Genomic DNA, 23,660 nt, shown 5'->3' with positions numbered 1-23,660 from the left:
TCAGGATTGGACGGGGTCGGTGGGCAGGGCGCCGGCCGCCAGGCGCTGCTGGATGTCTTGCAGCACGGCGGGCAGGTCGGCCACGGTGTCGATCAGGTAATGAGGGCGCGCGGATGCGAAAGCGGCGGCGGCCCGTTCGCGGGCGGCCTGTCGGGCGGCTTCGTCCAGGGCGTGGAATTGCGCCTCGGTCAGGCCGGCGGCATTGCCCGAGAGCAGCAGGCCCACCGTCCACATGCCGGCGCCACGGCCTTCCTCTATGCCCACCGGCGTGTCGTCGATCTTCACGCAGCCGGCCACCTGGCTGACTTCCAGGCGGATCACGTTCTCCAGAGCCATGGCCGGCCAGGGGCGCGCCAGGGGCACCTCGTCGAAGGCAACATGGTGGTCCACGAAAACCTGCTGCCGGTTGGCGTGCTGCAGCAGATTGTCCAGTACGGCGCGCGGGTAGCCCGAGCAGGAACCGATCTTCAGGCCCTGGCGGCGCGCCCAGGACAGGGTCTCGCGCACGCCCGGGATGGGGGCCGAGAATTCGCCCACGCGCTCGGTCTGCAGCGGCAGGAAGGTGTTGTAGATCCGGTCGACGTCGCTGTCTTCGGGCTCGCGCTGATGCAGGGCGATGAATTGCGCATGGACCTCGGGCAGCGCCAGCATGGCCTTGATGTGGTCCCATTTGCCTATGCCCATGGCGCTGCGGGCCTGTTCCAGGTTCAGCTCCAGGTCGAAGCGGGCGAAGGCCTCGACCAGGATCTGCGTAGGGGCGAAGGAGCCGAAATCCACCAGCGTGCCGGCCCAGTCGAAGACCAGGGCTTCCAGGCGGACGGCTTGGGTGGAGCGCCCGTCCAGGCGCGTGATGGCGGGGGTCAGGGATTGCATGGCTATCCTATCGTGTCGGAGAAAGTGGGGAAGAAGAGCGCCAGGCCTGGGTGCGGCGCAGGGCGGCGCTGCTCAGCAGGTGGGCCAGCAGGCAGAACACGGCCGAGCTGAGCATGATCAGGGTGCACATGGCGGCAGCAGCGCTGATGAAGCCGGCGTCGTCCATGTTCAGCACGGCCACCGAGGCCAGCACGGTCTGGGGGCTGTACAGAAAGACCACGGCCGACACGGTCGTCATGGCCGAGACGAACAGGTAGCGCGCCACCGACAGCAGGGCGGGCAGGCACAGCGGCACGGTGACGCCGGTCAGGGTGGCCAGGCGCGGCGCCTTGAGGGAGGCGGCCGCCGCTTCCAGTTCGGCGGGGATGGCTTTCAGGGCGGTCACGAAGGTCAGGTGCGCGCTGGTGTACAGGTGCACCACGGTGCACAGCACCAGCAGCGCCATGGAGCCGTACAGGCCGCCCAGCGGATTGTCCGGATGGTTGAAGAAGAAGATGTAGCCCAGGCCCAGCACCAGGCCGGGGATGGCCATGGGCGTCAGGGCCAACATGCGCAGCAGGCTGTACAGGCCTTGCTCGGCGCGGCCGCGCGCCGGCAGCTTTTCCAGGATCCAGGCGCCCAGGAAGATCAGGACGGCGCCTAGCAGGGCGGTGCTCAGACTCATGAACAGGCTGTTGCGCCAGGCCAGCCAGCCGCCGCCGTCCATATTGTCGAAATCATAGGACTTCAAGGACAGGCCCAGGTTGTAGGGCCAGAACTTGATGAGGGAAGCCCAGACGGCCATGCCCACGATGGCCAGGATGGCCAGCGACACCAGCGTCAGCATCGCGCCGAAGAAACGGTCGCGGCGGGCGTGCGGCTGGGGAATGTAGGCGCTCAACTGCCCTTGCGCCTGGGCGCCGGCGCGAGCCCGCAGGTGGCGGTCCAGCAGAAAGGTCAGCACGGCGGGCACCAGCAGCAGCATGCCGATGGCGGCTCCCTTGGAGAACTGCAACTGGCCGACCACGGCCTTGTAGGCCTCCATGGCCAGCACATTGTAGGAGCCGCCCACGACCTTGGGCACGCCGAAGTCGGTCACGGTCAGGGTGAAGACCAGGCAGGCGGCCGAGAACACCGCGTAGCGGCTGGCCGGCAGGGTGACGGTCAGGAAGCGGCGCCAGGCGCCGGCGCCCATGGCGCGGGCGGCGTCGTACAGGCGCGCATCGGCCAGCGCCAGGCCGGTGCCCAGGATCATGAGCGCATGGGGAAAGGTATAGAAGGCCTCGCCCAGCACGATGCCCCAGAAGCCGTAGATGGTATGGCCGCCTAGCCAGTCGCGCAGCAGTCCCTGGTTGCCGAACAGATAGATCAGCGACAGGCCCGGCATCAGGGACGGCGCCAGCAGCGGCAGCAGGCCCAGGGCGCGGAACAGGCCGGCGCCGCGGATGCAGCAGCGCTGCAGCGCGAAGGCGAAGGCGTAGGCGGTGGGAACGACGATGGCCAGCGTGGTCAGGCCGACCAGGACGCTGCGGCCCACCATGGGCATGAAGCCGGGAGCGCCGACAATGCTCCAGAACTGCGTCAGGCCCGTCAGCCTGCCGTCGCCGTCCTGGACGGCGCGCAACAGGATGCACAGCATGGGCAGGGCCAGGAACAGTGCCAGCAGGACAAGCAGGACCAGCACTAGAGTGCGGCGCGCTGCGTACCCCATCCAGGAAGGCAGGGCCTGGCGGACCAGCTTGCGGGCCGCAACGGGACGCTCCTCGGATTGCATGCGGCTGCGCGCGGCCGCGGCCTGGCGCAGCGGCGCAGCGCGGCCGGAGGTGCTCAGTTCAGGCATGGGCATGCAGGGCCTCGCTGGGGAGCTGGACGCGGCAGCGGCGCGCGGCCAGGGGCGCGAGCAGGCGGTCGCCTTGTTCAGGATTGACGATGGCCTGCACGGTCAGCCCGTCCATGCCTTCGGGGCGCAGGATCAGCTTGTAGTGGCGGCCCAGGAAGACGCCGTCCACGATGTCGGCCAGAAAGGTGTTGGCGGCTCCGGCCGGGCTGGCGGTATCGAGCACGCGGATGTTCTCGGGGCGGATGAACAGGCGGCCGGGCGCGGCGGGTGCGTCCCGGCTCAGGTCCAGGCGGGCGCGCTCGACCAGCACGGCCGCGCCCTCCAGAGGCATGTAGGGCAGCCAGTTCGCCTCGCCGATGAAGCCGGCCACGAAGGGATCGGCCGGCGAGCGGTACAGGGCCTGCGGGCGGTCGAACTGCACCAGCCGGCCTTTTTCCATCACGGCGATGCGGTCGGCCATCACCATGGCTTCTTCCTGGTCGTGGGTGACCATCAGCGTGGTGATGGACAGTTGCTTCTGCAGGGCGCGCAGTTCGATGCGCAGGCGTTCGCGCACCTGGGCGTCCAGGGCCGACATGGGCTCGTCCAGCAGGAGCAGCGAGGGCGAGGGCGCCAGGGCCCGGGCCAGGGCGACGCGCTGCTGCTGGCCTCCGGACAATTGGGCGGGGTACTTGTCTTCCGAGCCGGAAAGGCCCACCAGATCCAGCATCTCGGATACGCGCTGGCGCACCTGGTCGGCCAGACGGCGGCGCGGCGACACGCCGGAGGCGATGTTCTGCGCTACGGTCAGGGTGGGGAACAGGGCGCAGGCCTGGAACAGGATGCCATAGTCGCGCTGTTGCGGCGGCAGGAGGCTGATGTCTCGTCCGGCCATGATGATGGCGCCGCGGTCGGCCTGCTGCAGGCCGGCGATGCAGCGCAGCAAGGTGGTCTTGCCGCAGCCCGAGGGACCCAGCAGGCAGACCAGTTCACCCGCCTGTATGTCCAGGCTGACCTGGTCCAGGGCGGTAAAGGAGCCGAACTGCTTGTGCAGTCCTTGTATCGATAGAAAGGCAGGGTTGGCGCTCATCCCGTGGTTCCGACTCGTCATGAATGTCATGGTCGCCAGTATGGGAGCCGCACATGATGGCTCTATGACAGAACATCAAATTTCTGTAATACGAGAATTGGATAATTTGGGCTTCGACTATTGAGGAGGAGAGTCGCGCCATGCTGGCTCTGGAACTGAAGTCCTTTCATGCCATCGCCCACAGCGGCTCCATTACTAAGGCCGCACAGCAACTGGGCATCAGCCAGCCCACGGTGACTTCGCACCTGCGCCAGCTCGAGGCGCGCTACGGCATCGAATTGTTTTATCGCCAGGGCAAAGGAGTTTATCTGAGCGAGCAGGGCGAGCGCCTGCTGCCCCAGGTCGAGGAGCTGATGCAGCAGGCCGCGCAGATCGACTTCAGCCTGCGGGACCTGCGCGACCTGAAGAGCGGCAAGCTGCGCGTGGGCGCCACCGGCCCTTACTACATCATGGATGTGTTGCGGCGGTTCTACCAAGCCTATCCCGGCGTGGAAATGAAGCTGAGCATCGACAATTCGCAACGCGTGCTCAGCAGCCTGCTGGACTATCAGCTCGATGTGATCGCCTCATCCTTCCTGGTGGACGATGAGCGCATCATCCGCGTGCTGCTGGCCTCCGATCCGTTGGTCGTGGTGTTGCGGCGCGATCATCCGCTGGCCGCGCGCAAGCGCGTGCGCATTGCCGAGCTTTGCCGTCACGCCATCCTGATGCGCGAGGCCGGCTCCATGACGCGCGAGCTGTGCCAGCAGGCGTTCCGCCAGGCGGGCCAGGAGCCCGGCCAGGTCTTGGAGATCGGCAGCCGGGAAGCGATCTGCTGGGCCATCGTTTGCGGGCTGGGGGCCAGCCTGCTGCCCATGCGCGAGGTGCCCGCGCACCCGGACATCGTCACCCTGTCCATCAGCGACGTGTCCATGCATCTGAACGAATATGTGTATTGCCTGAAGGAGCGCGCCCATGGCCACGCCATCCGCGCATTCCTGGACCAGGTCCAGGCGGACCTGCCCGCTCTCTGAGAGCCCGTTCGGCGCGCCGGCGAGGCAAAGGGCGTCACGCTAGGCGCGTGAACGGCGCCCGGGAGCGGGGGGCAGCGTCAACCCTGCCGGGACAGGGCGGCCTGGAAGGCGTCGCGCGCCTGGCGCACCGCGTGGCGGCGTTCGTCCAGCGTCTTGCGCTGGGCCGCGATCTGGTCTTCCTGCTGGGCCAGTTGTTCCGTGAAACGCTGGCCCAGCGTGCTCTGGGCCGTGACCGCGCCCAGGTTGGCGCGTATGCGTTCCTGCTCGGCCACGGTCTCGTCCAGGGCCTGCTGGGCCTGTTGCTGCAGGTCCTGCGCCTGGCTCAGCCGGCGGCGCAGTTCGATCAGCTTGTCCAGCCGTTCGGCCTGCGCCTTGTCCGCGCCGGCGCCGCGCCATTGCTCCAGCAGGTTCTCGTCGATGTCCTCCAGACGCAGCTCCATCTGGTCCTGGAAGCTCAGGTCCGCGGTCACGATCACGGTCTTGCCTTTGGGCACCTTGATCTTCAGGCGGTGTTCCTGCGCCGTGTCGCTGTCGTGGGCGTCGGACTTCAGGGCCCAGCCGTCCTGGCGCGGCAGCTGGATCAGCACGGTGCGGTCTTCGTCCGCCGCTCCCTTGATCTCGAAGCGGTGGTGCCGGATGCGGGTCCAATCCGAGCGGGCAATGCCGTCGCTCACGCGGGTGCGGGACAGGCGGTGCTCCTCGGTCTCCTCGGCGCGGACCTGCACTTTGCTGTCGCGCGCGAAGTAGATCAGACGCTGCTCGCCGGCAGGCAGGCCCGCCAGTTCGGCATCGCCCACGTGGCCGTCGCGCTGGTTGAAGACGGTGATGATGCCCGGCGGCAGCGTTCCGGCCTGCTGGTTGTCCAGCAGGATGGCGGCGGTGGGATGATCTCCGCTCTGACCGCTCTGGTAGACCGACAGGGATTCGGCCTTGAGCTCGGCGTCGACGAAGGGCACGGATACGGTCTGTCCGGCCGGCACGTCCAGGGCCTGCGGGAGGCTGTAGCGCACCTGGGTCAGGCCTTCCTGGACCCGCGCGGCGGGCTCGGGGCTGTAGGGCTGGGCCCAGGCGCGGTCCTCGGCCATTTCGGCCATGACGGGAGCGGCAGGGGCGGGCATGGCCATCCTGGCCGCGTTACCCGCCGCCGCAGTCGCCATGGCGCGGCTCTTGGCCGTGGCCGACTGGGTATCGGCCCTCGGCGCGCGCGAGCTGCCCACCGCGACCGGCAGTTCGGGGCGCTCGTTCCAGTAGCGCTCCAGCAGCCGCTGGCGCAGCACCACGGGCGAACCGGAGCTGAGGGTGACCTTGACGTTCTTCCAGTCCTCGCCGCTGGTGTTCTCGAAGACGGCCCAGGCCTGCAGACGGGCCTTGCCGTCTTCCATCATCAGGCGATAGGTGCTCTTCCAGACAGGGGCGGGAATCAGGTAGGACAGACGGGCCGGGCCTTCGCCGCTCTGGCCCAGGACGATATGGATGTCGCGCGTCTGGTCATTGTTCTGGCTGGCCAGCACCTGGGCGGCCTGTTGCAGCTTTTTCTGCAGTTCGCCGTCCAGCAGCTCCAGGTTTGCGTCCGGGCCGAGCTCCAGCGTCTGGATCTGGCCGTTGCCGGCCAGCACGGACAACAGGGTCTGGGCCGGCCTGTCGCGCGTGGGCGGCGAGCTCTGCACGCCTAATACGGCGCCGCTGACGTTGCGTCCCTGGGAGCTGGCTTTCACCTGCACGCCGCGCAGCGCATGGGCCAGGGCGGCTGGCGAGCGCAGGTCCTCGGCGGAGAAGGGCAGGTTGTCGAAGGTCTCCTTGAGCGGCGCAAGGCCCGAGAGAGTGACCGATTCGATGCGGTGCTTGCCGTCGATGGCCATCAGCGTCTTGAGCACGTCGTCGACCTGGTTCAGGGGCACGCGGATCTGCACGGCGCCGTCGCTGCCTGCCTGCACGCTGCGTTCGATTTCGGCCATGCCGGCGGTGGACAGCGTGATGGTCTGGATTTCGTCGGCCCAGGCGGCGGCGCTGCCGGCCGCCAGCCAGAGGGCCAGCAGGGCGCGGCTCAGGACGCGCAGGCGGGGAGCATGACGACGGGCTGGCGCGGAGTGGGTCATTGGGCGTTTCCTTGTTCTTGCGTTGGCGAGTGAGGCTGTTGGACGCATTATGCCCAGCCTTGGGCGTGCCTGTCTGTGATACGGGTAACAAAACATGCCCCCACGCTGCGCAGGCTCCGCCCGCTTGCTGCCCCCCAAGGGGGCCATTTTTGCCTTGGGGCGGCCCGGCGGCAAGAAACGCCCCTACGCTGCGCAGGCTCCGCCCGCTTGCTGCCCCCAAGGGGGCCATTCTTGCCTTGGGGCGGTCCGGCGGCGAGAAATGCCCCTACGCTGCGCAGGCTGAAAATGGCGCGCCGGTCATCAAAATGCCCTCGGCCTCTGCTAGCATCCCCGTGAGCGGCCGGCCGGCACCGGGGCTGCAATGCAATTCGAGGAAGGACGAATCATCATGATGTGGACGCAATGGGGCGGGGCCTGGGCGGGATCGGCGGCGGCGGTGGGCATGGCGCTGCTGCTGGCGCGGCCAGCCGGCAGCCTGGCCTGGGCGTTGCCCGTCGAGCTGGAGCCGGAACTGGAGCGGCGGTCGCGCGATCGCCATCGCCGCTGGCGGCTTCTGTTCCAGGCGGCGGCCCTGGTCTTGCTGGTCCTGGCGGGATGGCGGCTGCGCCTGACGCCGGCTCTGCTGGGGGCCTGCCTGTTCATCATAGGCGGCCTGCTGCTGGCCTGGATCGATGCCGAGACCGGCTACCTGCCTGATCGCCTGACCCTGCCTTTGCTGTGGCTGGGCCTGCTGACCAATCTGGGCGACACTTTTGCGGCGCTGCCCATGGCGGTCCTGGGGGCGGCGCTGGGCTACGCGGCGCTCTGGGCGATCAATCAGGCTTTCCTGCTGTCCACCGGCAGGCATGGCATGGGCTATGGCGACTTCAAGCTGCTGGCGGCGCTGGGGGCCTGGCTGGGGGCGCCGGCTTTGCCCACCGTGGTGCTGGCCGGCTCCCTGCTGGGCCTGCTGGCGGCGCTGGTCCTGCGCCTGACCGGACGCATGCAGGCGGGGCAGGCCTTGCACTTCGGTCCTTATCTGGTCGCGGGCGGGCTGTTTGCCCTGTTTACATCGTCCGATTTTTTGTAAAAAATCGTCTTAATTTTTCAACATATCGACAAAAACATCCATGTGCCCCATTCCCTGCTGGCATAGTGAGCGCCTGCGGGAATGTGCATGTCGGGGCCCTACCCGCGCCGTATTCCCGCCTTTCTGCCGCAGCACTTCCAATGCACAGGGATACGCCGCACCATAGCGGCGGTCCAAGGGGATACATCCGTGAATCGTCGTGACTTTCTGTTCAGCGCCGCCGCAGCCAGCGTGACCGCGCCCATCTGGTTCAAATCCGCCATCTCGCCCTTGCAGGCGCAGGAACTGGCGCCCAAGGGCGCGCGCATCCACAAGGTGGCCATTTTCCCCGCCATCGGCTTCGCCCGGGTCGGCAATGCCAGCGAATGGTTTCTGGCTCCGGAAGTCCCAGGCCTGATGCCCGAGCCCGAGGGCGGCTTCAAGGACGCCCGGGGCCGGGTGAAGAAGCAGGCCCAGCGATTCCGCCTGTATGGCTATGACGAGCAGGGGCGCGTGGTGCGGGAGCTGGATGCCTCCTTCAAGCCGCGCTGGAGCGTGCACGTGGCCAATACCAAGGCCGCCTGGTATGGCTTCGTGAATGCCATGGACCGTGGCGCCGCGGCTCCGGGCGTGCCCGGCGCGCAGCGCAACGCCTTCATTCCGGCCGCCAAGCGGGCCGCCATGCTCGCCATCGATCCCGGCGTCGTGTCCATCAGCGGCGCCTCGGTCAATGCGCAAGGCACGGATCCGGCCTTCCGCATGCAGGGCATGTTCTGGCAGACGCTGGACGTGCCGTTGGGCCATTTGCGCACGGACGAGCAGGGCCGCCTGTTGGTGTTCCCGGCCAATGGCGTGTCGCGCACGGCGGTCGAGCAGAATCCGGTGCGCGACTTCACCAACAACGACGGTTGGCACGACGATTGGTGCGACGGCTGGGTCAAGGCCACCGTGGAAGTGGATGGTCGCGAGCTGGAATGCGATCCGGCCTGGGTGGTGTCTTGCGGGCCCAAGTTCGCTCCGCAGTTCGAACCCGTCGTGACCTTGTACGATGCGGCGCGCGAGGCCATGATCGCCCTCGGACAACTGCCCGCGCCCACGGACACGGTGTCGTTCCGCCGGGACGTACTGCCCATCCTGCGCCGCAGCGGCCAGATGCAGTGGGTGGCCAGCGCCTCTTTCCTGGGCTCGGCCTGGAATCATGTCGGCGACCTGTCCGACCCCAGGACGCTGGCCCGCCTGGCCGAACCGGGCGAAGTCGCCCGCGAGCAGCGCCGGAAAGTCTTCCAGGCTTTCCGGCGGCCCGATGGCAAGGACTTGCGCGCCGAGGCGCTGCCCATCATGCTGGGCGACGGCATCAATTATCCCGACAGCCCGCATTCCTGGCTGTCCTTGACGCCCACGCAGTACGCCGTCCTGGATCTGTGGGCCCAGGGGCGTTTCGTGAATGACTACCAGGACGAGCAGCTCGACGCCTGCGCGTCGCTGGATGAGCTGCCTTTGGAGTTGCAGCCCGAGGCCCTGACGCGGGCGGCTTTGGACGCATGCTCGGGCGGCGCCTTCCATCCTGGCGTGGAGATCACCTGGCCCATCCGCCACCCCGAACTGTTCCGCGGCCCCAAGCAGACCAGTCTGCCGTTTCGTATCGCGCTGTCCGAACGCCCAGGCCTGATTCAGGACATGGGCTATCAGCTCAATCCGGTCAATGTGTTCAAGGGCAATCCGGAGCGCCCGGATCATGGCGCGCTGGTGGGCCCGCAAGCGCCCGGCGACCTGACCCGCTGGATGGGCGTGCCCTGGCAGGGCGACGCCTTCAGTTGCCAGGCGGTGCAGACGGCGGACGGATTCCCCACGCCCATCTGGTGGCCGGCTCTCCTGCCGGTGGACGTGCTGCCGGAAGCGTGCTACCGGCAGTTGCTGCGCGAGGATCGGAGCGCCGAAGAGCGCTTGCGCTTCTTCCATTCGCGAGTGCCATGGGCGCGTGGTGCGGCCGGCATCGGCTTGCACGTGGAGGCCGGCTATACGGATGGCCTGCGGCGCATGATCGAGCTTTGGACTCGCATGGGGGTCGTGGTAAAACGACCGGGGCCTGCGGGCCTGGCGGGAGTCCCGGAGCAGTTGTACGTGGAAGTGCAGCGCGGTTCCATGGATATCGTCCCGCCGCTGTCGCAGATCGGGACCTGAGGATTTTTTCATGATTATTGTTGTAGGCGCCGGCCTGGCCGGCCTGGTGGCGGCGCGCCGTCTGAGCATGCAGGGCCACCGGCCCGTGCTCGTTGCTTGCGGCGGCCCGGCCGCCGCCCTGGGCGAAACCTTGTCCGAACGCGGTGCGCGCTTCCTGGATGTGCTGGGCTGGGCCGACTGTCTGGACGAGTCCGTGGCCCTGGCCGGCCAAGGCCGTTTTTCCGTCTGGGGCGCAGCGGGCCTGCGCGCCGTGCAGGACGAAGACGGGCAAGGTTATCTGGTGGACAAGGCCCGCCTGGAGCAGGCCCTGGCCGAGCGACTGAGGGACGATGATCTCGAGTGGCGGTCCGCCCGCGTGCTGCGCCTGGAGCACGTGCCGGACGGCGTGCGCGCCATGCTGGACGATGGGGCGGCGCTGGAAGGCCAGGCCCTGATCGATTGCACCGGCAGGGCGGCCCTGTCCGCCGGCGAGCTGGCCGATCGCCGCCGCCTGGACAGGCTGGTCGCCGCCTGGCGCGTGTTCGATCTGCCGGACGGCGCCGAGACCTTGGCGGCCACCCTGGTGGAAGCGGTGGAACTGGGCTGGTGGTATATGTCGCCCATGCCGGGCCGGCGCATGATGCTGGCGCTGTTTTCCGATTCCGATCTGCTGCCCGATGGCCTGAGCCGGGACGGCCGGGTCTGGGCTGGTCTGGCGGCCTGCACGGATGCGGTGCGGGTGCGGCTGGAGAGCCTGGGATTGGACAAGGCGTTGGATGGCCAGGCTCCCGCCGTGTCGGCGGCGGCGACCTGCCTGGTGTCGCGCTTCGTCGAAGGCCGCATTCTGCGCGCCGGCGATGCGGCGGCGGCCATGGACCCCCTGGCCGCCAATGGATTGGCCACGGCGCTGTGGAGCGGCGTGCACGCGGCCGATGCGGCGCTGGCCTTGCTCAAGGCAGATGCCGAGCCGGCGCGCCGCTATGAAAAAGATTATCTGCTGGGGCTGGTGCGGCATCTGAATTCCCAGCATGCCCTGTACGGTGCGGAGCAGCGCTATGCCGCCCAGCCATTCTGGCAACGCCGCCACCGGGCTTTGGACTAGGCTGCAGTCATTCAGCCGGCTGGCGGAAGCGGCGGTACAAGGCCAGCAGCCATGCCGCCAGGCCGGCCAGGAACACTCCCATGCCGATCAGCATGGGCGTAGATTCCAGTTGGGCCGGTACGTGCTGGTTGGCGCGCAGCACCAGCCAATGCACGAAAGCCAGCAGGGCCACCACCAGCAGCGACAAGGACTGCAGCCAGCCGGATAGATAGCGCAGGCTCTCGGGCCGGCGTTCCTCGCTCAGCCAGTAGTCGCGCTGCGGGATATTGATGGCCTGCGCAGGCAATTTCTGAAACAACGCACCCAGCAAGGCGGCGCCCAGAGGCAGCGCGGCCATCAGAATCATCATCAGGGTCACATAGGCGGAGCGTTCCAGGAAAGCGTCGGGCCGCCCCTGCATGTCGAAATGCGAAGCCACGACGGCGGGCAGGGCGTGCTGCGTCCACCATACATACATGATGGCGGCAAAGCTCGGGATCAGGGTCAGGTGCATGGGCGGCTCTCCAAAACCGCAGTGTATCGCCAGCTGCGTCCAGCGTGCGTGAAGAAATATCGACGATCATGCCCGGCCTTTCTCGTCCTCGCGCAAGGTGCTCAAGCACCTTGCTTGCTGGGCGGGACAAAGCAAAAAGCCGGCTGTCTTTCGACAACCGGCTTTTTGAGGAATCTGGTGCCCAGGAGAGGACTCGGTCACACGGGCGCGACCCCGGCCGGGCCTGCATGCCCGGCCTTTCTCGTCCTCGCGCAAGGTGCTCAAGCACCTTGCTTGCTGGGCGGATAAAGCAAAAAGCCGGCTGTCTTTCGACAACCGGCTTTTCAAGGAATTTGGTGCCCAGGAGAGGACTCGAACCTCCACACCTTGCGGCACATGGACCTGAACCATGCGCGTCTACCAATTCCGCCACCTGGGCATTGAGTTTTGATCTGCATCTCGACTCAAGAATTAAATTATAGACTCGAATTTTCATTTTTGGCAAGCGTAGCTTGGCCATATTTTTTCTTTTTGAGAAAAAAGTTTGATTTTGAGCTGCAGTATGTTTACAGTTATATCGTACGATATAACTTAAGAGGGAAAGCATGGAACTGAATCCGATGGAGGCCGAACGCATGCTGCTCGACTTCGGGCAGGGGCGGAAATACACGGCCAGGGCCATGCAGTTGATGCTCATGGCCTTGTTGCGGGACGGGGAGACGCACGGTTATCAGCTGATCCGGCGTTTGGCCCAGCTCAGCCACAACAGCTACGTGCCCAGCGCCGGAGCGGTTTACCCCGCCTTGTCCTATTGTGCCGGGCAGGGCTGGGTGCATGTGCAGGAGCAGGGCCGCCGCAAGCTGTACAGCCTGACCGAAGAGGGGCGTCGTTATCTGCAGGGCCAGCAGGACAAGTGTGATTATCTGCTGCAGTCGCTGGCCTATCGCGCCCGCAAGCTGGTGTGGATGCGCCAGATGCTGGCCGAACAAAGCGACCCGGACGATCTCCAGGCCGCGCAGGAGCAGACCGGCTGGCTGCCTGAGTTCGTGCAGATCCGCCACACCTTGAAGAACGCTTTGTTTGAACAGTCCACGGCCAGCTTTGAGCGTCAGCGCGAAGTCGTCGCCATCCTGGAGCAGGCCGTGGCGCAGATACGGAATCTACCTAAGGAGTCGTGAAGATGCAGCCCCATGAAGACACGCAAAAAGTGTCGCACCCCTTGAAACTGCGCCTGTTGACCGTGACGGCGCGCCGCATGCTGGGTCCGGACCTGGTGCGCATCACGCTCAGCGGACCCGACCTGGCCGGCTTTCATTCGCCGGGCTTTGACGATCACGTCAAATTGATTTTTCCCGATCCGGGTCAGAAAGTTCCGCGCCTGCCGCAACTGGGCGAACGCGGCGTGGTGTTCCCGGCCGGCCAGCCCAAGCCCGCCATGCGCGACTACACGCCGCGCGCCTGGCGTGCGCATGAGCAGGAACTGGATATCGACTTCGTGCTGCACGGGGAAGGCCCGGCCTGCCAGTGGGCGGCCGCCGCACAGACCGGCGACAAGCTGGGCGTGGCCGGCCCGCGCGGCTCGTTCCTGATCTCCACGACCTTTGACTGGCATGTGCTGATCGGCGATGAAACGGCGGTGCCCGCCATGGCGCGCCGCCTCAAGGAGCTGCCGGCCCAGGCCAAGGTGCAGGTGTTCGTGCTGGCGCGCAATCTGTTGACGCTGGGCGCGCTGGAGGCGCCGGAGCATGTGCCGGTCAACTGGGTTCCGTCGCTGGCCGGGCAGGCCGGCTTGCTGGACGCCGTACGCGCCGCGCCGGTCCTGGAAGGGCGGGGCTATGTGTGGATTGCCGCTGAATCAGCGGCAGCCAAGGCTTTGCGCCAGTACTGGGTGCAGGAGCGCGGACACGACAAGAATCTGGTCCGCGCGAGCAGCTATTGGCGTCAGGGCGATGCCGCGGTGCACGAGCACCACGATTAAGCCGCCTGGCGATCCTGGTCGGGCAGGGCGCGCAGCCGCCCGTCCAAGTTCAGGACCGGCTCCAGGTCTGTGTCCAGTTCCGTGTCCACATCGGACAGGCGATGGCGGTCGATCAGGCGGGCGATGGCGTCCATGTTCAGCAGCAACAGGCTGTCGATCTCGGCACGGAACGTGGCCCAGTAGCCGCCGCGGCAGCTCGAGCCAAGCCAGCGCGGTTCGTAGGCGCCCAGGACGACGGGCTGATGTTCCTTGAGAATGGCCAGGCGGGAACAGCCAGGACGGGCCTGGATGCGGTAGCGGCGCTGTCCCAGCGTCAGGTGGTAGTAAAACGGTGCAGGCATGAAACGCTCCTGTTTAGCTCTTGGAAGGATTTCCGGGTGAGCAAGTTGGATTAAAAGACCCGTTGGATGCGCCGGGCGCATCCAATAAAAAACCCGCCGGCGGCGGGTTGCTGTGCAGATCCCGTGAATTGCCGAAAGGCCGTATCCTGTATCCACCTTGTGCGGGTACACAGGTTGGCATGGGTAGCCCCAACTCTTGATACGGGAATAAGCATAGAAGCGTTTGTGCGCATGCGCAAGGCGCGCTGGTATCCGTATGTGAAAAACTGGAACGCCTGCAAAATAAAGTTTGCATTTTCTGAAAGTCGTGTTATAGTTCTTTTCTGCCCGGCTGATTGGCGTTTTTTTTGAAAAGCGCAGCATTACAAGCAGCAATTAGCGGTCAGAGCCCAGGTGGCGGAATTGGTAGACGCGCATGGTTCAGGTCCATGTGCCGCAAGGTGTGGAGGTTCGAGTCCTCTCCTGGGCACCAGATTCCTTGAAAAGCCGGTTGTCGAAAGACAGCCGGCTTTTTGCTTTATCCCATCCAGGAAGCAAGGTGCTTGAGCACCTTGCGCGAGGACGAGAAAGGCCGGGCATGCAGGCCCGGCCGGGGTCGCGCCTGTGTGACCGAGTCCTCTCCTGGGCACCAGATTCCTTGAAAAGCCGGTTGTCGAAAGACAGCCGGCTTTTTGCTTTATCCGGCCTATGCGTTCACTCAGGCGACGCGGCGGATGCGCGCGCTGGAGCCGCGGCCACGGGTATGGCGAAATACATCCTTGGGGTCGTCATCGACCCAGGGCACCAGCTCGATCTTGACGCCGAAGTTTCGTTTCTCCGCTTGTTCGTTGATATAGCGCAGCGTGGAATAGTCTTCCAGGGCGAACCCGACCGAATCAAAGATCGTCACCTCGCTCCGGCTGCGGCGGCCCGGCGTCTCTCCTGCCAGAACCCGCCAGAGTTGTTCAACCGCAAAGTCGGCGGGCATCTGTTGCAGGTCGCCTTCGATGCGCGTCTGAGGTTCGTATTCGACGAATACGCGTCCTGCACGCAGGACGTCGGCGTGCAGTTCGGTTTTTCCAGGGCAGTCCCCGCCAACGGCATTGATATGCATGCCCGGCTCGATCATGTCAGGCGTGAGAATCGTGGCGCGGGCCTTGTCGGCAGTGATCGTGGTCACGATATCGGAGCCTTGCACCGCCTCTGCTATCGATTCGACGCGCCGGATGGACAGGTCGGCGTATTCGGCCAGATTGCGCATCAGCTTGGCAGTGGCGCCCGGGTCGATGTCGTAGGCCGCGATTTCCCGAATGCCAAGATGCTTGTGAAAGGCCAGCGCCTGGAATTCGCTTTGTGCGCCATTGCCGATCAGCGCCATGCGGCGTGAGTCGGGGCGCGCCAGGGCGCGCGTCGCCATCAGCGAGGTGGCGGCGGTGCGCAGGGCGGTGGCCACGGTGAGCTCGGACAGCAGTATCGGATAACCGGTCTCGACCTCCGCCAGGACGCCGAATGCCATGACGGTATGCAAGCCGCGCGCCGTATTGCGGGGATGGCCGTTGACATACTTGAAGGCATAACGGTGGGTATCGGAGACGGGCATCAATTCGATCACGCCTATGTCCGAATGACTGGCGACGCGGGCCGATTTGTCGAATTCCGGCCAGCGGATGAAGTCGCTTTCTATGTTGTCGGCCAGATCGGCGATGAAGGTATCGACGCCGATCGTTTCGATCAGTTGCGACATGGTGGACACATCGATGAAACGCGTCATGGTTTGACTCTCCTTGGAATGAACCCCCGCCTGCCGGACCAGTACGCCGGAGGATCAAGTTGCTGGCGACGAATCCCGCCCGCGTGCTTGCTCCTCGCGCTTCCATGGGCGTACCAGCGTGCTCTTGCCGAACAGGCTTTCCACCAGGTCAACGACAAGTTCGGCGGTCTGGTTGCGGATGTCGAGCGCGGGGTTGAGTTCGACGATGTCGAGCGAGGCCAGCCTGCCCGTGTCCGCGATCATTTCCATGCAGAGCTGCGCTTCGCGGTAGTTGGGTCCGCCCCGCACGATGGTGCCGGTGCCGGGGGCGATCTCGGGATCGAGAAAATCGATGTCGAAGCTCAGATGCAGGTGCACCTTGTCGGCGTCTTCCCCGTCCAGTCCCGCCAGAGCGCTGCGCATGACCTCGCGCATGCCCAGCTCGTCGATGGCGCGCATGTCGTAGACCTCCAGGCCGAGCTGCTGGATCATGCGTTTCTCGGCTTCATCGACGCTGCGCAAGCCGATCTGGCAGACCTCGCCAGGCCGCAGTGCAGGCCTTGCTCCAGACATGCCTGTGAGCGCCGCGGGTCCCAGTCCATACAGATTGGCCACCGGCATGCCATGGGCATTCCCGCTGGGAGAGATTTCGGGCGTATTGGAGTCCGAGTGCGCATCCAGCCAGAGCACGCGCAGGCGTTTGCCTGCCGCGCGGCAGTAGCGCGCCACGGCGCTGATGGATCCGGTCGCCAATGTATGGTCGCCGCCGAGCATGATGGGAACGCGGCCTTCGATCAACTGCGTATGCACGGCGTCGTGTGCGGCCCGGTTCCAGGCTATGCATTCGGCCAGGTTGCGCAGGCCTTGTGCTTGCGGATCCCGGGCGCCCTGCGGATTGGGCGGGCCGGCCAGGTTTCCTAGGTCGCGAACGTCGACCCCGAAGCGTTTCAAGGCGGGCCCGAGCTGCGCGACACGCAGCGCGTCTGGACCCAGGGACGCGCCCAGCCTGGTTGCGCCTACATCGGTGGGCACGCCGATCAGGGTGACTCGGGTCAAGGGTTGGTCGGGGCTGGTGGGAAATTGATGGTCGCTCATTTTTGGACACGGCTCCTCATGAAAGTACAGACAGCATGCGCGCAACATCGTTTCCATCCGTACATGCGCATAGCATCCCACGGAAGAGAGACAAACAAAATGGCAAATTCTGCTGTCACATTGCATAATTATTGCCATTAAGTCAGGTTGGATTGGCAAAATGAACAGTCTGGACAAGATCGACCAGCAATTGATCGCGCATTTGCGCCACAACGCGCGCGCAAGCGTGGCCACATTGGCGTCGCGCCTGGGCGTGTCGCGGGGCACCGTGACCAACCGCCTGAACAGACTGGAGGAGCGCGGCGTGATCGTGGGCTACACCGTGCGTTTGCGTCCCGAGACAGAAACCGGCGGTTTGCATGCATGGATGGGCGTCGCGATCGAAGGAAACGACGCCCGTCGCGTGGCCGCATCCTTGCTGGGGGAGCCTAGCGTGCTGGCCTTGCACGCCACCAATGGACGATGGGACCTGCTGGTCGAGCTGCAGGTGGCGACCTTGCCGGAGTTGGCTCATGCACTTGAGCGGATACGGTTGATCAAGGGCATCAGCAATTCGGAAACCAGCATCCACCTGGAGACCCTGCGCGCCGCGCCCGACGCCAGATAGACGCAGACCTGTTGTCGGTGTCATGGCTGATCTGAAAGAAGACCGGCTGTCGAAAGACAGCCGGTTTTTCTATGAGCTGTGCAGGCTCGGGGATTCGCCCAGGATAACCCGATCGAAGAAGTCTTCCTGCCCCATCTGTCCGCCCTTGAGCACCAGCTCCAGGCCGTGCAGCTCGTCGTCGCTGTGGCATTGGCATAGCGAGACGCCGGGGCTGACCTGGCCCAGATGGCTCAATCCCCAGATGCCCAGCGCTTGCGTGCTCAGGCTGGACGTGTCGCCGCCGGCGATGCACAGGCGCGACAGCATGTCCTCGCGCCGCAGACGTCGCGCCAGGCCGCCCACCAGCCGTGCCGTATCCTGGGATACAAGGTCAACCGGCAGGGGTGACGAGGCGTCGGCCGTACGCGTTTTCAGCAAGGTGTGGCGGCCTTGCTGCAGCATGCGGCAGACCGTCTCCTGGAGTTCCTGCGCGTAGGTCGGCGATTGATGCAATTGCCGTGGATCCAGGTCCAGCACCGTCGCCTGGCGGCATCGCGCCACCTGCATGGCAGTGACGGGCGACTGGCTGCCCACGACGATCAGAGCCGGCTTGGCCGCGGCCTGGAGGCTGGTCTGCGACAGGGGCGTCAAATCGCCTTGCCGGCTCAAGTAGGCCTGGGCGACGCTGCTGGCGCCTGCTGCCAGTACGGTGCCGACATGGCTCAGTTCCTCCAGCAGCGCACCGGCGCGGGCGATATCCTCGTCCCGGCTGATGTCCAGCACCGGATGCAGATGGCCCTGCCGTACGGCGGCCTGCAGCCAGGCGTCCGTCTGCCCGCGGCTTGTCCAGTCCGGCCTGCCGTATTCCGTGTAGGGCATGGCGATCAGGTTCGTCAGCCCTTGCGCCTGCAGGTGCCGCAACAGGTCCGCTTCCTGCATGGGGGTCACGGGATGACGGCTCATGGTGGGATGGCGATCCAGCCTGTGCGCTTCGCCGTCCTGTCCCGCCCGTGCGAACAGATTCCCGAAAACGCAGTAGCGTCCCAGGCTCGGTTGCCCGCCCAGGATGGGCGTCACCGGAACCTGGGCGGCCGGACGCAGGCAATCCAGGGCTGTGGCGATATTGCCGACTTCCGGGCCGCTGTCGAAGGTGGAACAGATCTTGTAGTGCAGCACCTGCGGCTGCAGCGCGGCGAAGAAACGGGCGGCGGGCTCCAGGACGGCGCGCATGCGGGCCGGTTCCAGTGAACGGGTGGCGCCGGCCAGCCCTACGGCCTGTACGCCGGCCAGTTGCGCCAGGCGTCGCTGGGTTGGCGTGCCCAGCAGCAGGACGGCGCGCAGGCCGCTGGCTCAAGGTGGCCAGGGTGTCGCTGGCGCCGGTGAAGTCGTCGCCGTACCAGGCGTAGCGCGGGCGGAGTGGACCGGAAGTCATGTGCATCCGCCTGGTCAGGCCACCTTGGGACCGAAGAATTCCAGCGCGTGCGCCAGCTCGGGGCAGGCGCGCGCCTTGTCCTGCAGGGCAAGGCCCTGGCCGGCCGCTTCCCAGGCCTGGCGCAGGCTCAGCACGCCGGCCTGCGCGCCGTCCGGATGGGCCAGGATGCCGCCGCCGGCCATGAACAGCACGTCCGTGCCGCCGGCGGCCTCCCAGGTCGCGGGCACGGTGCCGGCCCATTGGCCTGACGACACCACGGGCAATACGCGGTCGTCGCTCCAGTCGTCCAAGCTGTGCAGGCAGTGCGCGATGGCTTCGCGCACCTCGGCGTCGGGCTGGGCGAATTTGCCCTCCAGGCCGTGGACGTGGATATGGTCCGCGCCGGCCAGTCGCCACAGAGTCTGGTAGGCCGAGACGGAAATGCCCAGCAAGGGATGGCGTGACAGTGCGCCGTAGCCGTTGCGATGGGCGTGCAGGGCCAGTCCGGTGTGGCGGCGCAGGGTCTGCAGCGCCGAGTAGCCCACCCAGTTCTGGCTGACCATCACGCAGCTGCCGCCTTCGCGCTCGACCAGATCGGCATGACGTTTCATGGCGTCGGTCTCGTCGCTGATGTTGAAGGCGTACATCACATGCTTGCCGCTGCGCTGCTCGTGGTCCCGGATTACGCCCATCACGGCCGGTATGCGTTCATCCAAGGGAGAGTGCGCCGGATCCGCGCAGACCTCGTCGTCCTTGATGAAGTCCACCCCGGCCCGGCATAAGGTTTCCACCAGCTGGACGATGTCCGGCGTGCGCAGTCCCACGCTGGGCTTGATGATGGTGCCGACCAGGGCGCCCTGGTCCACGCCTGTGCGCCGGCGCGTGCCCGCAATGCCCAGGGCCGGCGCATCGAAGCGGCGGCGATAGTGGGCGGGCAGCTCCAGGGATTCCAGGCGCAGGCCCGTGACCTCGCCCAGGTCGAACAGATTGCCGGTCACGCAGGCCGCCAGCGTGGGCAGGTTGGCGCCGATGTTGGCGATGGGGAAACGGATGTCCACCTGTGCGCGCCGCCAGGGGCCGCGTATGCCGCGCCGCTCCAGCAGGGCATTGGACAGGCTGGGCAGCGGCGCGCTGTCCAGCTCCAGGATGCGTTCCACGGTGGCGCGGGCCCGTTCGCGCAGTTCGTCGGTCTCGCCGGCCACGCGGGTGAAGGTGCCGCAGGACTGTTCGCCGGCGATCACTTCGGCGACCTGTTCAGGCGGCAGCGGGGTTTCGATCAGATAGCGGGCAAGAAAGGTGTCGGTGTTCATGGCGGCGCCTACAGCGTGGCCAGGTCGGGGAAGGGGCGCACGGGATCGCGGCCATCCCAGCCTTCGGAAGCCTGGCGGATCAGGGTGAACAGCTTGCCTTTGGGGCCGGCCACTTCCGACAGCTCCACCACTGCGCCGGGATGGAATTCGGTGTCGAAGTAGCAGAAGCGGCCGCGCTCGCCGACCTCGCCGCTCATCACGACCTTCAGGCCATGGTCCAGGGCGCGCTGCAGATCGGCATCGTAGTTTTCCGTCCAGTAGGCCACGTGCTGCAATCCGAGCTGACCGGCCTGCAGGAAATCGCGGTACATGGAAGGAACGTCATTGCGGCACTGGATCAGTTCGACCTGGACGGCGCCTGAATTGGCCAGGGCCACCGAGTTGTGCGGCTCATAGGACTGGCCGTGGTATTGGTAGTTCTTGATCCCCACCTTGGGGTTGTAGTACCAGGGGCCGACGCCCAGGTGGCGGCTCCAGTACTCCATCGCCGCCTCGATGTCGCGCACGACATAGCCGAGCTGACGGATCTCGCCGAATAGGGTGCTCATAAACAGGTTCCTGACTGGTGATGCGGCCGGCGCAAGGCGCAGCCTGCCCCGCGGCGGCCGCAAGGCGCGCCGTCGGGCGAGGTTGAGGGAAAGCCGGACGAGCCGTCCGGCCGGGGTTTACTGGCCGGCGCCCTGGACGATCTCGTCGGGGATGGGCACGCCGGCGTACTTCAGATGGATTTCATTGAGCTTGCCGTTCTGCAGGTTGGCGCGCACCCACTGGTTCACCCAGTCCTTGAGTTCGGGCTCGTTCTGGCGCATGGCAATGCCCAGCTTGTAGGATTCGATGACGAACTTCACCTCGAAGGGCCGTGCGGGATTGCGGTCGGCGATGGCCTTGATGATGGGAGGGGTGATGGCCACGATGTCGGTCTGGCCGCTGGCTGCCGCCGTGATCGAGGCGGCCTCGTCGTCAAAGCGTACGATGTCGGCCTGCGGGGCGCGCTCGCTGACCAGCTTGTCCTGGGGGCCGCCGCGGGTCACGGCCACGCGTTTGCCGGCCAGGTCGGCCATGCCGGTGATGGCGATGTCCTTGGGCGCGCCCACCGCCGCCTGGATGGCGCCGTAGGGGATGGAGAAATCCACCGCTTTGGCGCGTTCGGGCGTGATGGACAGCGAGGAGATGATCAGGTCGGCCTTGTTGGACAGCAGGTTGGGTATGCGGGCCGAATTGGTGGTCTGGACGATTTCCAGCTCCACGCCCAGGTCCTGGGCGAGCAGGCGGGCGGCCTCCACGTCCGAACCCACGGGCTGCATCTTGTCGTCGATGTAGCCGTAGAAGGGCGCGCCCAGGTCTATGCCTACGCGTATCTTCTTGGCGGCCTTGATGTCCTCCAGCGTGTTGGCCATGGCGGCGGCGGAAAGGCCGGTCAGGCCCAGCGCCAGCAGCGTGGCGCGCATCAGGGTGTGGATCTTCATGGTGTCGTCTCCGTGGATGTGTGCTTTATGAAGTCATGGGGTGTTCAAAGGCCGTGAGCCAGGAATTCCTGCAGCTCGGGCGTGGAAGGATTGCGCAGCATCTCGCCCGGCCCGGTCTCCCAGACCCGGCCCTGGTGCATGAAGATCACCACGTCGGCCACGCGCGCGGCGAACTCCATTTCGTGGGTTACCATCACCATGGTCATTCCGTCGGCGGCCAGGCTTTCAATGACGCGCAGCACTTCGCCGGTCAGTTGCGGATCCAGCGCGGAAGTGACTTCGTCGAACAGCATGACCTTGGGTTCCATGGCCAGCGAGCGGGCGATGGCCACGCGCTGCTGCTGGCCGCCGGACAGTTGCTCGGGGTAGGCCTGGGCCTTGTCCGACAGGCCGACCTGGGCCAGGGTGCGGCGGCAGATCTCGCGGGCCTGCTCGCGGCTGCGGCCGCGCACCACCTGCGGGGCCAGCATGATGTTGCGCTCCACTGTCAGGTGCGGGAACAGGTTGTAGCTCTGGAAGACGATGCCCACGTCGGTGCGCAGCGAGCGCAGGCACACCTCGGGATCATGCACCTTGTGGCCGCAGACCTCGATCTGGCCGCGGTCTATGATCTCCAGCCTGTCTATGCAGCGCAGCGCCGTGCTCTTGCCCGAGCCGCTGCGACCGATGATGGCCGTCACCTGGCCCTTGGGAATGGCGAACGACACGCCGTTCAGGACGGCATTGCTGCCGAAGCTTTTGTATACGTCTTTGAGTTCGACCACGATGGACATGGGGGCTCCTTGGCGGCGTGGGTTCATTTCTGCACCGGGCGATGGCCGAAATGCAGGCGCATCTCCAGCCGGCGGCTCCAGGCCGACAGCGGATAGCACATGGCGAAGTACAGCGCCGCGATCAGCATGTAGATCAGGAAGGGCTGGAAGATGGAGTTGTTGATCAACTGGCCGGCCCGTACCAGTTCGACGAATCCCACGATGGAGGCCAGCGAGGTGTTCTTGACGATCTGGACCATGAATCCCACGGTGGGCGGGGTGGCGATGCGCACGGCTTGGGGCAGGATCACCAGCCGCAGGCGCTGCCAGCGGGACAGGGCCAGGCATTCGGCCGCTTCCCATTGGGTGCGCGCCACCGACTGTATGCTGCCGCGCCAGATCTCGCCCAGGTAGGCGCTCACGTAGATGGTCATGGACAGGCCGGCGGCCACCAGCGGCGGCAGGGTGAAGCCCATGATGCTCAGACCGAAATAGGACAGGAACAGGATCACCAGCAGCGGCGTGCCCTGGATGATCTGGATGTAGGCGATGGCCAGCCAGCGCAGCGGCCTCCAGCGACTGATGCGCGCCAGCGCCACCAGTGCGCCGGCGGCTCCGCCTCCTAGGAAGGAAATCAGGGACAGGCAGACCGTCCACAAGGCGCCTTCCAGCAGGAAGCTCAGATGATTGGCGTTGAATCCGCTCGTGAACATGGCTCAGCTCCTGGCGCGCAGTGCGCGCTGCCGGGTGAAGACGAGCCGCCCGCCCAGCCACAGCGCCAGGCGCATCAGCAGGGACAGGGCCAGGTAAAGCACGGCCTCCAGGATGTAGGCCTCGAAGGGGCGGAACGTCTCGGCCTGGATGTGGTTGGCCATGGCGGTCAGCTCCTCCACGGAGATCTGCGAAGTCACCGAGGAGGCCAGCATCAGCAGCACGTACTGGCTGGTCAGGGCCGGGAAGACGCGTTCCAGGGCCGGCAGCAGGATCACGTGCCAGTAGGTCTGGGCGCGGGTCAGCCCAAGGCATTCGGCGGCTTCGAGCTGCCCCTTGTGGATGGAGTCCATGCCGGCGCGCATGATCTCGCAGGTGTAGGCCGCGACGTTGATCACCAGCGCGGCCAGGGCCGCGCCGAAAGCCGATACTTTCCAGCCCAGGGTGGCCAGGCCGAAGAAGACCAGGAATATCTGCACCAGCAGCGGCGTGTTGCGGATGATCTCCACATAGAAGCCGCAAAGGCGCGCCAGCAGGCGGCTAGGGCTGCGCCGCCCCACGGCCAGCAGGGTGCCGGCCACAAAGCCCAGCACGGTGGCCGGCGCCGACAGCTTGATGGTCATCCAGGC

The 23,660-nt window shown here is 66.1% G+C and carries 22 protein-coding genes, 2 tRNA genes and 1 riboswitch; of the genes, 8 read left to right on the top strand and 16 right to left on the bottom strand.

All coding sequences use genetic code 11. The features are described 5' to 3' along the window. The 3 genes from phnX to ACWPWO_RS09415 are packed head-to-tail and all read right to left on the bottom strand — an operon-like array spanning position 1 to position 3,761. Positions 1-873, bottom strand: a complete 873-nt coding sequence (gene phnX, locus ACWPWO_RS09425) for a phosphonoacetaldehyde hydrolase (RefSeq protein WP_454006375.1) — start codon at positions 871-873, stop codon at positions 1-3. Positions 874-880: 7 nt separating this feature from the next. After that, positions 881-2,692: a putative 2-aminoethylphosphonate ABC transporter permease subunit gene (locus ACWPWO_RS09420; RefSeq protein WP_454007469.1), complete on the bottom strand. Its 1,812-nt coding sequence runs from the start codon at positions 2,690-2,692 to the stop codon at positions 881-883. Beyond that, on the bottom strand, positions 2,685-3,761 hold the full coding sequence (locus tag ACWPWO_RS09415; protein ID WP_454006373.1) for a putative 2-aminoethylphosphonate ABC transporter ATP-binding protein: 1,077 nt from the start codon (positions 3,759-3,761) through the stop codon (positions 2,685-2,687). Before ACWPWO_RS09415 ends, ACWPWO_RS09420 begins: the two co-directional genes overlap by 8 nt. 140 nt (positions 3,762-3,901) lie before the next feature. On the opposite strand from ACWPWO_RS09415, the gene ACWPWO_RS09410 reads away from it, so the two are divergent. Next, positions 3,902-4,774, top strand: a complete 873-nt coding sequence (locus tag ACWPWO_RS09410; RefSeq protein WP_454006371.1) for a LysR substrate-binding domain-containing protein — start codon at positions 3,902-3,904, stop codon at positions 4,772-4,774. A gap of 77 nt (positions 4,775-4,851) precedes the next feature. Here ACWPWO_RS09410 and ACWPWO_RS09405 read toward each other — a convergent pair whose 3' ends face one another. Beyond that, positions 4,852-6,870 (bottom strand): DUF4139 domain-containing protein, encoded by a 2,019-nt coding sequence (locus ACWPWO_RS09405; protein ID WP_454006369.1) that lies wholly within the window; start codon positions 6,868-6,870, stop codon positions 4,852-4,854. 388 nt (positions 6,871-7,258) lie between these two features. Here ACWPWO_RS09405 and ACWPWO_RS09400 point away from each other — a divergent pair, with 388 nt between their 5' ends. The 3 genes from ACWPWO_RS09400 to ACWPWO_RS09390 all read left to right on the top strand — a co-directional run bounded on the left by ACWPWO_RS09400 (position 7,259) and on the right by ACWPWO_RS09390 (position 11,180). Next, positions 7,259-7,939, top strand: coding sequence for a prepilin peptidase (locus ACWPWO_RS09400; protein WP_454006367.1), 681 nt, complete (start codon positions 7,259-7,261; stop codon positions 7,937-7,939). A gap of 189 nt (positions 7,940-8,128) precedes the next feature. Beyond that, entirely contained in the window at positions 8,129-10,099 is a 1,971-nt protein-coding gene (gene goxA, locus ACWPWO_RS09395) for a CTQ-dependent glycine oxidase GoxA (RefSeq protein ID WP_454006365.1), read from the top strand. 10 nt (positions 10,100-10,109) lie between these two features. Then, positions 10,110-11,180, top strand: a complete 1,071-nt coding sequence (locus ACWPWO_RS09390; RefSeq protein ID WP_454006363.1) for an NAD(P)/FAD-dependent oxidoreductase — start codon at positions 10,110-10,112, stop codon at positions 11,178-11,180. Between the two features lie 7 nt (positions 11,181-11,187). Here ACWPWO_RS09390 and ACWPWO_RS09385 read toward each other — a convergent pair whose 3' ends face one another. Both ACWPWO_RS09385 and ACWPWO_RS09380 read right to left on the bottom strand, forming a co-directional pair. Then, positions 11,188-11,673 (bottom strand): hypothetical protein, encoded by a 486-nt coding sequence (locus ACWPWO_RS09385; RefSeq protein WP_454006361.1) that lies wholly within the window; start codon positions 11,671-11,673, stop codon positions 11,188-11,190. A 333-nt stretch (positions 11,674-12,006) separates the two neighbouring features. Then, positions 12,007-12,091, bottom strand: a tRNA-Leu gene (locus tag ACWPWO_RS09380). Positions 12,092-12,257: 166 nt separating this feature from the next. On the opposite strand from ACWPWO_RS09380, the gene ACWPWO_RS09375 reads away from it, so the two are divergent. Both ACWPWO_RS09375 and ACWPWO_RS09370 read left to right on the top strand, forming a co-directional pair. Further along, complete coding sequence (locus ACWPWO_RS09375) at positions 12,258-12,830, top strand: PadR family transcriptional regulator (RefSeq protein WP_454006359.1); 573 nt, start codon at positions 12,258-12,260, stop codon at positions 12,828-12,830. Positions 12,831-12,832: 2 nt separating this feature from the next. Continuing rightward, positions 12,833-13,630, top strand: a complete 798-nt coding sequence (locus ACWPWO_RS09370; protein WP_454006357.1) for a siderophore-interacting protein — start codon at positions 12,833-12,835, stop codon at positions 13,628-13,630. On the opposite strand, the gene ACWPWO_RS09365 is transcribed toward ACWPWO_RS09370, so the two are convergent. Further along, positions 13,627-13,971, bottom strand: a complete 345-nt coding sequence (locus ACWPWO_RS09365; protein ID WP_394060243.1) for a hypothetical protein — start codon at positions 13,969-13,971, stop codon at positions 13,627-13,629. The genes ACWPWO_RS09370 and ACWPWO_RS09365 overlap by 4 nt on opposite strands. Before the next feature lie 114 nt (positions 13,972-14,085). Next, positions 14,086-14,179, bottom strand: a riboswitch (SAM-I-IV-variant riboswitch). 179 nt (positions 14,180-14,358) lie between these two features. Here ACWPWO_RS09365 and ACWPWO_RS09360 point away from each other — a divergent pair. Then, positions 14,359-14,443 (top strand) — tRNA-Leu (locus tag ACWPWO_RS09360). Positions 14,444-14,668: 225 nt separating this feature from the next. Here ACWPWO_RS09360 and ACWPWO_RS09355 read toward each other — a convergent pair. Both ACWPWO_RS09355 and rocF read right to left on the bottom strand, forming a co-directional pair. Beyond that, the gene (locus ACWPWO_RS09355) at positions 14,669-15,721 is read right to left on the bottom strand and encodes an ornithine cyclodeaminase (RefSeq protein WP_454006354.1); all 1,053 of its coding nucleotides are present in this window, start codon (positions 15,719-15,721) and stop codon (positions 14,669-14,671) included. Positions 15,722-15,775: 54 nt separating this feature from the next. Further along, entirely contained in the window at positions 15,776-16,795 is a 1,020-nt protein-coding gene (gene rocF / locus ACWPWO_RS09350; protein WP_454006352.1) for an arginase, read from the bottom strand. A gap of 169 nt (positions 16,796-16,964) precedes the next feature. Here rocF and ACWPWO_RS09345 point away from each other — a divergent pair, with 169 nt between their 5' ends. Beyond that, the gene (locus ACWPWO_RS09345; RefSeq protein WP_454007468.1) at positions 16,965-17,402 is read left to right on the top strand and encodes an Lrp/AsnC family transcriptional regulator; all 438 of its coding nucleotides are present in this window, start codon (positions 16,965-16,967) and stop codon (positions 17,400-17,402) included. Between the two features lie 69 nt (positions 17,403-17,471). On the opposite strand, the gene ACWPWO_RS09340 is transcribed toward ACWPWO_RS09345, so the two are convergent. The 7 genes from ACWPWO_RS09340 to ACWPWO_RS09310 form a co-directional block, all read right to left on the bottom strand. Further along, positions 17,472-18,722 carry a four-carbon acid sugar kinase family protein gene (locus ACWPWO_RS09340; RefSeq protein ID WP_454007467.1) on the bottom strand — a complete coding sequence of 417 codons (1,251 nt, stop codon included), beginning with the start codon at positions 18,720-18,722 and terminating at the stop codon, positions 17,472-17,474. 105 nt (positions 18,723-18,827) lie between these two features. Further along, entirely contained in the window at positions 18,828-20,102 is a 1,275-nt protein-coding gene (locus ACWPWO_RS09335) for a ribulose-bisphosphate carboxylase large subunit family protein (RefSeq protein ID WP_454006351.1), read from the bottom strand. A gap of 8 nt (positions 20,103-20,110) precedes the next feature. Then, positions 20,111-20,650, bottom strand: a complete 540-nt coding sequence (locus tag ACWPWO_RS09330; protein ID WP_454006350.1) for a VOC family protein — start codon at positions 20,648-20,650, stop codon at positions 20,111-20,113. Between the two features lie 117 nt (positions 20,651-20,767). After that, positions 20,768-21,568: a transporter substrate-binding domain-containing protein gene (locus tag ACWPWO_RS09325; protein ID WP_454006348.1), complete on the bottom strand. Its 801-nt coding sequence runs from the start codon at positions 21,566-21,568 to the stop codon at positions 20,768-20,770. A 44-nt stretch (positions 21,569-21,612) separates the two neighbouring features. Continuing rightward, positions 21,613-22,341: an amino acid ABC transporter ATP-binding protein gene (locus ACWPWO_RS09320; protein ID WP_454006346.1), complete on the bottom strand. Its 729-nt coding sequence runs from the start codon at positions 22,339-22,341 to the stop codon at positions 21,613-21,615. Between the two features lie 23 nt (positions 22,342-22,364). Further along, positions 22,365-23,033, bottom strand: a complete 669-nt coding sequence (locus ACWPWO_RS09315; protein ID WP_454006345.1) for an amino acid ABC transporter permease — start codon at positions 23,031-23,033, stop codon at positions 22,365-22,367. A 3-nt stretch (positions 23,034-23,036) separates the two neighbouring features. Then, the coding region (locus ACWPWO_RS09310; RefSeq protein ID WP_454006343.1) for an amino acid ABC transporter permease at positions 23,037-23,660 on the bottom strand (624 nt) is incomplete at its 5' end.

The organism is Alcaligenes sp. Marseille-Q7550 (genome assembly GCF_965112015.1).
This window is presented reverse-complemented; position numbering and strand designations above follow the sequence as displayed.

Coding starts and splice junctions, on each gene's coding strand:
- phnX (WP_454006375.1), bottom strand. CDS start 873: ATGCAATCCCTGACCCCCGCCATCACGCGCCTGGACGGGCGCTCCACC.
- ACWPWO_RS09420 (WP_454007469.1), bottom strand. CDS start 2,692: ATGCCTGAACTGAGCACCTCCGGCCGCGCTGCGCCGCTGCGCCAGGCC.
- ACWPWO_RS09415 (WP_454006373.1), bottom strand. CDS start 3,761: ATGAGCGCCAACCCTGCCTTTCTATCGATACAAGGACTGCACAAGCAG.
- ACWPWO_RS09410 (WP_454006371.1), top strand. CDS start 3,902: ATGCTGGCTCTGGAACTGAAGTCCTTTCATGCCATCGCCCACAGCGGC.
- ACWPWO_RS09405 (WP_454006369.1), bottom strand. CDS start 6,870: ATGACCCACTCCGCGCCAGCCCGTCGTCATGCTCCCCGCCTGCGCGTC.
- ACWPWO_RS09400 (WP_454006367.1), top strand. CDS start 7,259: ATGATGTGGACGCAATGGGGCGGGGCCTGGGCGGGATCGGCGGCGGCG.
- ACWPWO_RS09390 (WP_454006363.1), top strand. CDS start 10,110: ATGATTATTGTTGTAGGCGCCGGCCTGGCCGGCCTGGTGGCGGCGCGC.
- ACWPWO_RS09385 (WP_454006361.1), bottom strand. CDS start 11,673: ATGCACCTGACCCTGATCCCGAGCTTTGCCGCCATCATGTATGTATGG.
- ACWPWO_RS09375 (WP_454006359.1), top strand. CDS start 12,258: ATGGAACTGAATCCGATGGAGGCCGAACGCATGCTGCTCGACTTCGGG.
- ACWPWO_RS09370 (WP_454006357.1), top strand. CDS start 12,833: ATGCAGCCCCATGAAGACACGCAAAAAGTGTCGCACCCCTTGAAACTG.
- ACWPWO_RS09365 (WP_394060243.1), bottom strand. CDS start 13,971: ATGCCTGCACCGTTTTACTACCACCTGACGCTGGGACAGCGCCGCTAC.
- ACWPWO_RS09355 (WP_454006354.1), bottom strand. CDS start 15,721: ATGACGCGTTTCATCGATGTGTCCACCATGTCGCAACTGATCGAAACG.
- rocF (WP_454006352.1), bottom strand. CDS start 16,795: ATGAGCGACCATCAATTTCCCACCAGCCCCGACCAACCCTTGACCCGA.
- ACWPWO_RS09335 (WP_454006351.1), bottom strand. CDS start 20,102: ATGAACACCGACACCTTTCTTGCCCGCTATCTGATCGAAACCCCGCTG.
- ACWPWO_RS09330 (WP_454006350.1), bottom strand. CDS start 20,650: ATGAGCACCCTATTCGGCGAGATCCGTCAGCTCGGCTATGTCGTGCGC.
- ACWPWO_RS09325 (WP_454006348.1), bottom strand. CDS start 21,568: ATGAAGATCCACACCCTGATGCGCGCCACGCTGCTGGCGCTGGGCCTG.
- ACWPWO_RS09320 (WP_454006346.1), bottom strand. CDS start 22,341: ATGTCCATCGTGGTCGAACTCAAAGACGTATACAAAAGCTTCGGCAGC.
- ACWPWO_RS09315 (WP_454006345.1), bottom strand. CDS start 23,033: ATGTTCACGAGCGGATTCAACGCCAATCATCTGAGCTTCCTGCTGGAA.